This window comes from Bordetella sp. 15P40C-2 (assembly GCF_009763235.1).
Taxonomy (GTDB): Bacteria; Pseudomonadota; Gammaproteobacteria; order Burkholderiales; family Burkholderiaceae_B; genus Bordetella_A.
Genome location: NZ_WSJA01000034.1, coordinates 1 through 11910, shown reverse-complemented (window position 1 = coordinate 11910; position 11910 = coordinate 1). Strand labels below are relative to the sequence as shown.

Here is an 11910-nt window from a genome sequence, read left to right as displayed (position 1 = left end):
CTGTCGTGATATTTGGTATTCAACTCAGCGCAGCGCCTTTGCCAGGCAAGCGCCATAATCCTTTGCCCATTGTGTTAACGAAGGGGCGTGGGCGATATCGTGCATGTGCTGTTGCAGTTCAGTGATGCGGTGGGAGTGCAGCCCTGCCTCGGTGAGCAAGGCGCGTGACTTCGCCGTCAGGCGAGCGGATTGAACGCCCAGGTCGCGTTCAGGCTGGCTCGCATCGACCGTTTCCGAGCGGCGTTCGCCTGATTTCCAGCGCATATCGACACGCGCGCAGGCTCGTTTCATCTCGGCGTCTGCCTGCACCTGGATGCGCTCGCGCCATGCTTTCAACTCGGGGTTATCGAGGGTCTCTTTCGAGTACGAACGGCTATCGGCGGTGTCATATCCCGCTAAGGCCAACGCGACCATGTGTTTGATGCTGAACTTTGCCTGGGTGTCGCTTTTGGGATCGGCGATGTTGCACACGGACATGTACTGCGGCTCGATAGCGACGACGATGTCGGCGATGTCCCGGCGGTGCAGCGTGCCGAAACGTAGGGCCGCTTCCACGGGTGCTTGGGTGCCGTAGCAGGAAGCGTGGTATTTAAAGACGATGTCGCGGATAGCCCAGTGGTCGGGTTCGAGATCAATCGCCCGCGAATGGAGCTCAGCGGCATGCACGCGGGCATAACCCGTCTCGCCATCGAGCACGTCGAGCGGGGCGTTAAAGCCGGTTTCGGCAAGTTCGGCAGCCAACAAGCCGTTGGCGCTGGCGCGCGCGACTTGAAAGGGTTTTACCGCCGAGCCGAACGCTTTATGCATGCCTGAAGCCAGGGATGCCACGATGCCGAATGCGCGGCAGATCCCATCATGGTCGAGAGCTTTGAGCCTGCTGATTGCTGCCGCGGCGCCGAAAGCGCCCAGTGTCGCTGTGTTGTGCCAGCCTTGCCGGTAATGACTTTCGCCCATGACCCTTGCGAGACGAGATTGGACCTCGACCCCGGCGACGAACGCGGCCAGCGCTTGACGGCCGGACAGGGCCTCCCGCTCGGCATAAGCCATGATCGCCGGCCATAGCGGTACGGCGGGGTGTACACGGGACTTGAGATGGGCATCGTCGAAGTCCAGGATGTGACCGGCCGTCCCGTTGACCAGGACGGCAGCTTCCATGCCGCAGCGTTGACCGTTGCCGAACGAAGTTGCGGTTTCGACGGTTGCGCCGCGTGTCGCGCATGTCAGCAGGCGCTGCACATCCGGCGCCCGCCATCCCGCGGCGACGAGCGACAGCCAGTCCATCAGGCTATGTTGCGCCCAGACGAGCGTGTCGTCGGGCAAACTGTCCGCGGTTGCCTGCAGCGCCCGCTGCGCGAGCCAGCCGGTCAGTGTGTCGTGCTTGATCGTCGTGCTCACGACGCGACTCCCGGTTGCGCCGTGCGCAGGCGCGCTGTTTTTCTCATGCGCAACAGGGGCAGTACGAACGACAACAGGGCGCACGTCAGCAGCACGACGGCGATCGGGTGCGTGAAAAAGAACAGGTAATCGCCGTTGCCAATGACCAGTGCCTGGCGATAGTTGGTTTCCGCCATGGGCACCAGTACCAGCGCGAGCACGATGGGAGCCAGCGGGATATCGGCCTTTCTAAGCACATAGCCGAGCAGACCAAAGATCAACGTGATGTAGACGGGAAACATTGCGTTGTCAGAGGCGTATGCCCCGACTAACGAAATGCTGACGATGACCGGAATCAAGATGCTGTTGGGCACTCTGACCACTTGCGCCCACAGCTTTGCCCCGAGCAGGCCAACCAATACCATGATCGGTACGCCGATCAGCAGTGAAGCGAAGATCGAATAGGGAGTCTCGGGGTTGCGCACGAACAGCAATGGCCCGGGCTGTATCCCTTGGATCATCAGGGCCCCCACCAGCACCGCGGCGGTCGCCGATCCGGGGATACCCAGCGCGAGCAATGGCGCGAGCGACCCCGCGACCGCCGAGTTGTTGGCCGCCTCCGAGCTCGCGACGCCCTCGGGATTGCCTTGTCCGAATGTCTCGGGCGATTTGGAGGTGCGCTTGGCTTCGTTGTAGGCGATGAGGCTCGCGATCGAGGCACCGGCACCCGGGATGACGCCCACGATATACCCGATCGCCGTACTGCGCAGGATGCTGCGCCACATGCCGCGATAGCGGGACATCGAGATGCCGAGCACCTTGCCGACTTTGGTCTTGACGGCCAGTGCCGTGCTGCCTTCCAAGAGCACCAGGGCTTCCGAAATCGCATAAAGCCCCAGCAACGCTGGCACCAACGGAATGCCTTCGAACAGGTCCGGGGTGAAGGCAAAACGCGGCGTGCCGTTTTCCGGATCCATCCCGATGCACGCGATGGCCACACCCAATGCCAGCGCCAGCATGCCACGACCAATGGATCGACCGCTCAGGCTGCTGACCAGACTCAAACCGAACAACGCGAGCGCGAAGTACTCGGTGGGGCCGAACTGCAGCGCGAATTCCGACAACGGGACGGCGGTGAGTATCAACAGTATGCCGCCGAAAAACGCGGCGATTCCCGAGCTAACGATGGAGACATGCAAGGCAAATCCTGCCTCGCCGCGTTTCGCCATTGGATAACCGTCCCAGGCGGTAGCGACGGCCGCAGCGGTTCCCGGGGTGTTCAGCAGTATCGCGGTAATGGCGCCGCCATATTCGGCCGCCATATAGAGACTGACCAACGCGACCATCGCTACCACCGGGTCCACCCCGTACGTGAACGGCACCAGTAGCGCCACGCCCAGACTGGGCCCGAGCCCCGGCATGGCGCCAATGATATAGCCGATCACCGTCCCGCCTATAAGCGCTATCAGAACTTGCGGTTCAAGCACGAGCTGAACGCCCGCCAGAAATTCAGCAATCACAAGCGCCTCCTAGGGGAACTGGACGTCCAAGATCAGATCGAAGCAGACGTAGACGAACAAACAGACCGACACTGCGGTCGTCAACAGCACCCACGCTCGATGTTCGCCGCTCGCGGCCATCAATATCGCTACTGCGACAAACGAGGTGGGATAGAAGCCGAATACCGGCATCAGCATTACGTAAGCGCCAATGGCTATCACGCCGCTCAGAACGCGTAATGGCCGCCCAATCTCGGTCTGACCACGGAGCTGTCGCGCCGTCCAGTACAACCAGCAGCAGGCCAGCATGCCTAGCACGGCGGCCATGGTGGGCAGTTGAGCGGGCCCTACGTCGGCCTCGTTGAATGGAGGCGGAAACGACCGCGCCACCCACGCGATGTACGCAAATGCCATCGCACTGATTAACGCCACGAAGCGGTTGAGCTGACGTTCGCTGATATGCAGAACGCAAGACTGGCCGATCATTGTGTCACTCCGAGCTGCTGCAGCCACTTGTAGCCAACCTGATCCATCTCATCGACAAATGCCGCGTACTCGACGGTTTTTTTATCGCCGGCGATCTGCGCCGAGGTCTCCATATATTTTTGGAAGGAGGGCGCTTCCATGGCCTTGAAGAAACCGGCAGCGAGCTTTTCCTGGATATCCATCGGAATGTCTTTGGGCCCGAAAATGCCCCGGATCTGTTTCCACGACGTGTTCACGTCGTAACCGGCTTCTTTATAGGTCGGGGTATCGGGCAAGGAGCTGGCGCGCTGATCATCGAGAATCCCCAACACCCTGACGCGCCCAGCCTCTGCGAACTGCAAAGCAGGCCCCGGATTGGTGTTGACGACGTCGATATGTTTGCCCAGCAGTGCCGTCATGGCCTGCGGCCCGCCGGTATAGCTGACCCAGGTCATGGGCATGTCGGCCTTTTCGGCGAGCATATTGAACGCAATATTGTGCGCTGCGCCTACTGTGCCAAATCCCCCGACTTTGAGAGTTGTGCCGGGCTTTTTGCCCGCTTCGACGAGGTCTGAAAGCGTCTTATATGGGCTGTCGGCGGCCACTACCGTGATGTAGGGATCCAGCTGGTTCAGAGTGATCCAAGAGAAGTCCTGCCATTTGTACACGTCCTTCAAATTGGTGCGCATGGCCGTCAGATGCGAGGCGGTGTTCACGCCCACCGTGTAGCCGTCCGGCTTGGCCTCTTTGAGTAACGCCATCTGCGTGGCGCCGCTGCCGCCTGGCCGGTTGACCACCACCACGGGTTTGCCGAAGACCGGTTCGGCGGCCATCGCCAGTTCGCGCGCAAAGATATCGGTGGATGATCCCGGCCCCGTATGCACCACGATCGTGATCGGCTTGGTGGGAAAGGAGGCGGCCGCCTCAGCGGCGTGAGTGTTGGCCGCCGGGCTCAATATCCAAAGCGCGGTGCAGGCGGCCGCCGGCAGGGCATGTGGCCAGAATTTTTTCATTACCGTCTCCTATTTCCTAATAGTTAGGATGTATATCCCATGTTTATTGAGAAAATAATACGGAGACGCCGTTCACCGTGTCAAGGCGAAATCCCTCTTGCCAGGGGAATATAGGGATTACACTAGGAAATAAAGGGATTTTTATAGGAGACTTAGCCTTGACCGTCGGGCAAAATTTAGAACGGCCACAGGTATTTAACAGTCCCAATATATAGGATATACAAACCAGAAATTGAAATTTATTAGGATAGTGTTTATGCTGAGCCGACTTTTAGGGTGTCGCCAGCACGACTTGCGGCATTCGGACAGACCCATCACCACAGCCGTACCCTGGGCTTTACGGGAGCAACCATGATTCAGGAATCGACGCTAAATGGAATTCGCGTCATCGAAATATGCAATGTGGCAGCAGGCCCTTTCTGCGGGATGTTGCTTGCCGACATGGGAGCCGATGTCATAAAGATCGAGCAACCCGGCACGGGCGATACCCTGCGCAGCTGGGCACCCATCACAGACGGCTACAGCGAAAATTTTGCTTCTTTGAACCGCAACAAGCGCTCGGTCACGCTGGATTTGAAAAACCCGTCCGATCGTCAGATCGCCCAGGACCTGATCGCCGACGCCGATGTGCTGATCGAAAACAATCGACCAGGTGTTATGCGTCGATTGGAACTGGACTACGAAACCATGCGGGTGAAGAATCCGCGTCTGATTTATTGTTCTATCTCTGCCTATGGGCAGAATGGGCCGCGCAGTCACGAAGGCGGATTCGATCTGACGCTGCAAGCGATGAGCGGCTTGATGAGTGTGACGGGCGAGCCGGGTGGGGCGCCCGTAAAGAGCGGTGTGCCGATATGCGATTTCGCGGCGGGACTTTATGGTGCATTCTCGGTCGCAGCCGCGCTACGTCAGGCGACCGCTACCGGGCAGGGCACGCACATCGATGTGTCTATGCTGGGCGCCACTTTGGGCATCGCAGCCTTGCAGACCTCGCAATATTTCGGCACCGGTATCGATCCGGAAAAGCTGGGATCCGCGCATCCGCGAAACGCGCCATACCAGGTTTTCCATTGCAAGGGCGGTTACTTTGGCATGGCCGCCGGCAACGACTCCCTATGGAGATCCGTATGCCGGGTCGTGGGACGCGAGGACTTGATCGAGCATCCGGATTTCTTGCGAACCACGGATCGCGCCACCAACCAGACTGCATTGCGCGAGATTTTGGAAGCGGTGTTTGTCACCGAGGACAGTCAGACCTGGTTGGAAAGATTCCGGGAAGCGGGTGTGCCCTGCGCGCCGGTGAACCGTTACTCCGAAGTCTTGCGCGACCCGCAGGTCGAACATATGCAATGGGTGCGCGAACTGGAGCTGCCCAACGGCGCTCGTACGCAGACCTTTGTGTCGCCCGTACGCTTCGATTCGCGTACCGCGCCCATTCTGCGCAGGCCGCCTGCGTTAGGGGAACATAACGAAGAAGTCCTCGCCGAATTACAGCGGTCCGTCTGACCCGGAGCATCACATGGCTAAAACGCTTTTGGTCGAAAAGACCGCGACGCGCTGGACTTTTCGCCTCAATCGACCCGAGAAACGCAATGCGTTATCGGCCGGGATGGTCGAGGCGCTCATCACCGAGCTGCAAGCCGCCGAGGCCGCCGCCATACCGTTATGGGTGTTTGTCGGCGAGGGCAAGAATTTCAGTGCGGGATTCGACTTTACCGAATATGAAACATGTAGCGAGGCAGACCTGGCGCTGCGATTCATCCGCATCGAAGAGATGCTTCAGCGGATTGCCTGCAGTCGCGCACTCACTATCGGTCTGGCGCACGGGCGCAATTTCGGCGCGGGCGTAGACCTGTTTGCGGCGTGCAAGCTGCGTGCATGCGCCCCGGATGCGACCTTTCGCATGCCGGGGTTGCTGTTTGGTCTGGTGTTGGGAACGAGACGTCTACGTCATCTCATAGGCGCCACACAGGCTCAGCGCGTGCTCAATAACGCGGAAACTTTTGGGGCGGAGCCTGCCTTGAACATGGGCTTCGTTCAGTCCGTCCAAGATAGCGCGCAGTGGCCCGCGCTATTGGACCAAGCCGAAAAAACCGCCACGCTGCTAGACAGTGACACCCGCCAGACTCTCTACGCAATGCTGTATCCCCAGGGCGAGGCGGACTCGGACCTCGCGGCCCTGGTGCGCTCAGCGACCCGCCCCGGTCTGAAATCCCGAATCAAGGCTTATTTGGCGTAACCCCGAAATAGTCGCCGCGATACCCCATCTGCGCGGAAATTTCCATCGCGGCGCGCTTCAACGGCGCCGCGTGTTCGGACATCGCTCTTTTATTCAAGCGCTCCAACGGCCCGGAAATGCCCAGCGCGGCGACAGCACGGTCCATGCCGTTGAAAATCGGCGCCGCCACACCGCCAATTCCGCCTCGCCATTCTCCACGATTGATCGCATAGCCAATGCGCGCGACGTCCGCCAGCTCTTGCTTGAGCAAAGGCAGCGACACCAGCGTTGCGTCGGTATGCGGAGTGATGGCGTCCATGTAGTGGTCCAGATAGTCGGGCTCTTGAAACGCCAGCAGCGCTTTACCGGTCGCTACGGCATAAGCCGGCGCGCGGCCACCGATGGTGGAGTACGCCAGCAAGGGCTGCGCGCTATCTATCTTGTCGATGTAAACCACATCGAGGCCATCCAGTACGGACAGGTGCACGGTTTCGTGGGTCGTGCGCGCCAGCATGCGCATATACGGCAATGCCACGCGTCTGACGTCCATGGTCGCCAGTTGCCGCGAACCCAGTTCGAACATCTTCATCGTGCATTGATAGCAGCCGGTAGCGGGATCGCGGCGGACATAGCCGGCGTGGGCCAGGGTTTGCAGCGTGCGGTGCGTATTGCTACGCGTCAGGCCAACCTCGGCAGCAATTTGGTCAAGGGTGTAGGTTCCGTTATCGAAGTGGCTCATCACTTCCAACACGTTCAGCCCCTTCAGCAACGTTTTGTCCATTTCATGTCCTCAGTCATTACGCTACAGTATGCGCGCTGACCCGCAGGAGATCAAGAATTGGGACTCAAATATCAAATTTTGATTGCCTGTATGGATTATCTGAGTTTTCCGCCTTTGGGAGGCAATTCGGCACGCTTATTTATGTATCGAAATATGACCAAACCTGCGCACATTTCTGTCAGGGATATCACTAGCAACGGCCGAAAAATGTTGTGTCATTGCATACTAGATACGCATAATCGGACAGCCATTTGCCATTGCACGCCTGGTTCGAACGGTTGAAGTACGTCTGTCCAGGCTTCTGGACTCTCATGAAAACAACCCGAAAAAAACAGTCCGTGTCTGTACGCCATTCCGTTCTGAAGCGCCAAAACGCCCTGTATCTGGCCATCCTTTCCGCGCTAGGCGCCTATGGCGGCACGTTTTCAAGTGCGACGCAAGCCGGAGAATGTCTGTCCAATGCCGGGGATAACCCGCCGAATGGCAATTATCTCTATACAGAATGTGCTGGCGACGCGGGAACGAAGGATAGTAAGCCGGGCGGCGCCAGTCCGGCGGTAACCATCACTCAGTCACTGGACCTGTCGGCCGATTCGACCATCGTCAGCGCGGGCCAGAACGCACCCGGATTTTTCGGCACGCCTGGCGTGGTGACTGGCTTTGCCGTGGGCGGTCAAGGCCATGACGAGGCATCGGGGGGTGATGGGGGCACTGTCACCATCACGAACGATGCCCGGATCACCTACAACGGGTCCACCAGCAACACCTTCAACAGCTTGATCCAGGCCCGTTCCGTGGGCGGCGCGGGCGACCCGGATAACGGTAATAACGACTCCAATGGCGGTCACGGCGGTCTGGGGCAATCGGTGACGGTCACGAACAACAGCACTGGCGTCCTGACCATGAACAGCACGGCGGTGCCTTCTGATGCCGGTTTGTACGGTATCTATGCGGCCGCCATCGGCGGTATGGGCGGCGACCAGAACAACCCTGTGCTGAATTACGGCGATCAAATCGGCGGCGCGGGCGGCAATGCGAGCACGGTCACCGTGGTTGACTCTGGCACGATCAATCTCGGTAGCAGCGCGGCGCGGTTGTACACCAACGCGGTTGGCGGAGCGATCTACGCGGGATCAATTGGCGGGCAAGGCGGTGACAACAATGGCGACGCGGGCACGGGCGGTACGGTGCTCGTGCAGCATCACGGTGACATGGCCAGCTATTGGCAGACCTGGGATGATGCAAAAGTCTTTGGCATCAAGGCCGAAAGCGTAGCCGGGGATGGCACCACCTCCACCGATAACAGCGACAATGGCGGCGCGGGCGGCGGCAATTCGGCGGCTTGGACTCAACAAGTCACGGTCGATACCTACGGGTCCATCCTCGTCGATGTGGCGGCCAACAATGGCGATGCCATGGTCCAGGGAGCGGGGGTCATTGCCCGGGCCGCCGGTGGCAAGGGCGGCACAGGACCGTCCAAGGATCATTCGGGAGGCAATGGCGGCGCGGGTGGACCCGTGACGGTCAACATGTATTCCGGCTCTGTCACCACGCGCGGCGACAACATACTGGGGGTCGTGGCGCAAAGCCTGGGGGGCCAGGGCGGTGACGGCGGTGATGGCACGGCGCTGGCAGGCACCGGCGGAGGCGGCGGTTTTGGCGGTAATGGCGGGAACGTCCAGATCGTGACAGAGCCGGGGGTCTCGATCAGTACCTCCGGCCAATACGCCACGGGCGTGCTGGCGCAATCGCTGGGTGGGGGCGGCGGTACGGGCAGTGACTTCGTCGCGGTACTCGGGGGGCAGGGCGGTAACGGCGGTAATGGCGGTAACGCTGGCACGGTGTCCATGATCCTGCAGGGCTCCAGTATTTCCACCGGCGGCGATCATGCTTATGGCGTGCTGGCTCAGTCCATCGCGGGCAGCGGCGGCGCCGGCGGTGCCGACACTTCAACGGCCGTGGCGCTCGGTGGCGATGGCGCGGGCGGCGGGACCGCCAATACCGTTTCGATTACGAGTTCCGGACAGATCAATACGTCGGGCTATGGCTCGCACGGCATCGTGGCGCAATCGATCGGGGGCGGTGGCGGGGCTTCCGGCAGCGCCACCGGCTTGCTGAGCGTGGGCGGTAATTCCGCCGGCGAAACGCCGTCTGATGGCAGCACGGTCACGGTTTCCAATGCGGGGGCCATCACGACCCGAGGCAATGCCGCGGTAGGGATGTTGGCCCAATCCATCGGTGGTGGCGGTGGCAGCGGCGGCGATAGCGTGGGGGTGGTCGGCGTCGGCGGCGCGGGCGCGAGCGCGGGCAGCGGCGGCGCTGTGTCGCTGTTGTATGAGCTGGGGAACATTCAGACGTATGGGGATTTCAGTCCGGCCGTGCTGGCGCAATCTGTGGGCGGTGGCGGCGGCAATGGCGGCGACACGTTTACGCTATCGGCCGGGGCGTCGCTCGCAATCGGCGGTAGCGGCAACAGCGGTGGGAATGGTGGCTCAGTGTGCATCACCAACCAGAACGCCTGCGCGAATGGGCAGTCCCAAGGCACTGCGAATATCGTGACGCACGGCGCTTATGCGCCCGGTATCGTGGCGCAAAGCGTCGGGGGTGGTGGCGGCAACGGCGGCAGCACCAAGAGCGAAAGCCTGGAGTCGTTTGTCGCGCTGCAACTGGGCGGCAGCGCCGGTGCAGGCGGTGTGGGAGGCGCGTCGGAACTTACCTATAACGGGCTGCAGGTCGGGACGGGCGGTGCGCACTCCAGCGGCGTCATCGTCCAATCTATCGGTGGCGGCGGTGGTAACGGCGGCTCGGCCAATTACTACACCCAGGATCTGGGGTTCACCGCGGCGGTGGTCGTCGGCGGCGCGGGCGGCGACGGTGGCCATGGCGACTCGGCTATCGTCAATCTTACGAACTCGCAGATCGCGACGGGGATGGATTTCGCGAGTCCGGATATCGACCCTGAAACTTACGCGCCCAACGACGCGTTCGGGGTGCTGGCGCAGAGCATCGGCGGCGGCGGTGGCAGCGGCGGCAGTTCGCTGGCCAATGAATTCGTGGCAGCGGTGCCTACGGGGGAAGGTGTCTCCGTGGCGTTCTCGTTTTCGGCGACGGTGGGGGGCTCGGGGGCGCAGGTGGCGATGCCTGCCCGGCCGGGGATACCAGTTGCGTGACGCAAGTCGCGCTGTCGCAGGGGACCTCGATTGGTACCTTGGGCGATGGTTCGCACGCCGTGGTGGCGCAATCGATTGGCGGGGGTGGAGGCAACGGCGGCGATTCGTCCGCGCTCTCCACCATGCTGGGTGATGAGACGACCGTATCCCTGCAGGCTGGCCTGACGCTCGGCGGGCAGGGCGGAAGCGGCGGCGACGGAGGAACGGTGAACGTCAGTTTGGGCGACAGCAACGGTGCATACGCGCCGGCAGCCCCCTTGCTGAGCCTGCCGCCCGCCAGTAGCACACCCGCGAACTCCAGCATCACCACTTACGGCGATTATGCGAATGGTGTGCTTGCTCAGTCCATCGGTGGCGGAGGCGGCAATGGCGGCGTGGGCAGCAGCAACGCTTACGCGCATGGCGGACCCTCGACCTTGAAGCTGACGGTAGGGCTTGGTGGCACGGGCGGAGCTGGCGGCGTGGGCGGTGCGGTCAACGTGACGCTGAACCCTAATTTCACGATCCGCACGCTGGGTTCGGGCTCGCGAGGCATCGTGGCGCAATCCATTGGCGGTGGCGGCGGCGCTTCGCAAGGCGGCACCATGAATGTCTCGGCGGGCGGCGGCGAGGAGCGGCCCTCCGCGCGGCTGCAACTGGGTCTGGGCGCCACGGGTGCGACGGGCGCGGTAGGGGGAAACATCACGGCTAACCTGCAAGGGGCCATCGGCACCGAAGGCGGCGACGCCGACGGCGTGCTGCTGCAATCCATTGGCGGCGGGGGCGGCCTGGGCGGCTCGATTGGCGCGGATGCGTCGTCGAACCCGATTCTCGATCGCATCGGCACCCACAGCGACAACAAAGAGCGCCTGGACGATAGTGGTTCGACCTACGCTTTCGGGGTCGACATCGGCGGCAAGGGGGGAAGCGGCGGGCATGGCGGCAATGTCGACGTGACGTTCGCAGGTAAAATCGCGACCCGTGGCGACTGGGCCGACGGCCTGGTGGCGCAGTCGATTGGCGGGGGCGGTGGCACTGGCGGATCGTCGAGCGCGACCGGCAGCAAGGTCAAAGCGAATGCCATCATCGGTGTCGGCGGCAGCGGCGGCACGGCAGCCAACGGTGGCACGATCAACTATCACTTCGACGGCGATCACAACAACAAGATCTCCACCAGTGGCTACAGCGCCTATGGCGTGTTGCTGCAGTCGATTGGCGGCGGGGGTGGTCAGGGGGCCGACGGCTCGGATCAGGCGCACGGCACGATTACGGTGGGGGCGTCGTTCGGTGGTACGGGTGGCATCGCCGGCGACGGTGGCACGATCCAGATGCTGAACGGCGACACGGCCGGCTGGCTGACGGTCAACACCTCGGGGGACGATTCCCCGGCGATCGCGATGCAGTCCATCGG

At 61.6% G+C, this 11910-nt stretch carries 8 protein-coding genes and 1 pseudogene; 4 read left to right on the top strand and 5 right to left on the bottom strand.

All coding sequences use genetic code 11. The features are described 5' to 3' along the window. Nucleotides 1-24: 24 nt before the first annotated feature. Genes GOQ25_RS14440 through GOQ25_RS14425 form a run of 4 tightly spaced genes read right to left on the bottom strand, consistent with a single transcriptional unit; the run spans nucleotide 25 to nucleotide 4351 of the window. On the bottom strand, nucleotides 25-1395 hold the full coding sequence (locus GOQ25_RS14440; RefSeq protein WP_160351183.1) for an MmgE/PrpD family protein: 1371 nt from the start codon (nucleotides 1393-1395) through the stop codon (nucleotides 25-27). Continuing rightward, nucleotides 1392-2894 carry a tripartite tricarboxylate transporter permease gene (locus tag GOQ25_RS14435; RefSeq protein WP_160351182.1) on the bottom strand — a complete coding sequence of 501 codons (1503 nt, stop codon included), beginning with the start codon at nucleotides 2892-2894 and terminating at the stop codon, nucleotides 1392-1394. The genes GOQ25_RS14440 and GOQ25_RS14435 overlap by 4 nt, the downstream gene beginning before the upstream one ends. 9 nt (nucleotides 2895-2903) lie before the next feature. Further along, the gene (locus GOQ25_RS14430; RefSeq protein ID WP_160351181.1) at nucleotides 2904-3359 is read right to left on the bottom strand and encodes a tripartite tricarboxylate transporter TctB family protein; all 456 of its coding nucleotides are present in this window, start codon (nucleotides 3357-3359) and stop codon (nucleotides 2904-2906) included. After that, nucleotides 3356-4351, bottom strand: a complete 996-nt coding sequence (locus GOQ25_RS14425) for a tripartite tricarboxylate transporter substrate binding protein (RefSeq protein WP_160351180.1) — start codon at nucleotides 4349-4351, stop codon at nucleotides 3356-3358. The genes GOQ25_RS14430 and GOQ25_RS14425 overlap by 4 nt, the downstream gene beginning before the upstream one ends. Nucleotides 4352-4702: 351 nt before the next feature. On the opposite strand from GOQ25_RS14425, the gene GOQ25_RS14420 reads away from it, so the two are divergent. Beyond that, complete coding sequence (locus GOQ25_RS14420; RefSeq protein WP_160351179.1) at nucleotides 4703-5857, top strand: CaiB/BaiF CoA-transferase family protein; 1155 nt, start codon at nucleotides 4703-4705, stop codon at nucleotides 5855-5857. Nucleotides 5858-5870: 13 nt separating this feature from the next. Beyond that, a complete protein-coding gene (locus GOQ25_RS14415; protein ID WP_160351178.1) occupies nucleotides 5871-6590 on the top strand; it encodes an enoyl-CoA hydratase/isomerase family protein in 720 nt (239 codons plus the stop codon). Here the strand turns inward: GOQ25_RS14415 and GOQ25_RS14410 are convergent. Beyond that, nucleotides 6571-7350 carry an IclR family transcriptional regulator gene (locus tag GOQ25_RS14410; protein ID WP_160351177.1) on the bottom strand — a complete coding sequence of 260 codons (780 nt, stop codon included), beginning with the start codon at nucleotides 7348-7350 and terminating at the stop codon, nucleotides 6571-6573. The genes GOQ25_RS14415 and GOQ25_RS14410 overlap by 20 nt on opposite strands. A gap of 311 nt (nucleotides 7351-7661) precedes the next feature. Between GOQ25_RS14410 and GOQ25_RS14405 the strand changes: the two genes are divergently transcribed. Together GOQ25_RS14405 and GOQ25_RS19415 are read left to right on the top strand one after the other, a co-directional pair. Further along, a complete protein-coding gene (locus GOQ25_RS14405; RefSeq protein WP_202109486.1) occupies nucleotides 7662-10520 on the top strand; it encodes a hypothetical protein in 2859 nt (952 codons plus the stop codon). After that, nucleotides 10517-11910: pseudogene (locus tag GOQ25_RS19415) on the top strand (autotransporter outer membrane beta-barrel domain-containing protein); the annotation flags it as partial. The gene GOQ25_RS14405 and the pseudogene GOQ25_RS19415, both read left to right, overlap by 4 nt.

Excerpts from the sequence above, each read along its gene's own strand:
- GOQ25_RS14430 (WP_160351181.1), bottom strand. The coding sequence starts at position 3,359 with ATGATCGGCCAGTCTTGCGTTCTGCATATCAGCGAACGTCAGCTCAAC.
- GOQ25_RS14425 (WP_160351180.1), bottom strand. The coding sequence starts at position 4,351 with ATGAAAAAATTCTGGCCACATGCCCTGCCGGCGGCCGCCTGCACCGCG.
- GOQ25_RS14420 (WP_160351179.1), top strand. The coding sequence starts at position 4,703 with ATGATTCAGGAATCGACGCTAAATGGAATTCGCGTCATCGAAATATGC.
- GOQ25_RS14415 (WP_160351178.1), top strand. The coding sequence starts at position 5,871 with ATGGCTAAAACGCTTTTGGTCGAAAAGACCGCGACGCGCTGGACTTTT.
- GOQ25_RS14410 (WP_160351177.1), bottom strand. The coding sequence starts at position 7,350 with ATGGACAAAACGTTGCTGAAGGGGCTGAACGTGTTGGAAGTGATGAGC.
- GOQ25_RS14405 (WP_202109486.1), top strand. The coding sequence starts at position 7,662 with ATGAAAACAACCCGAAAAAAACAGTCCGTGTCTGTACGCCATTCCGTT.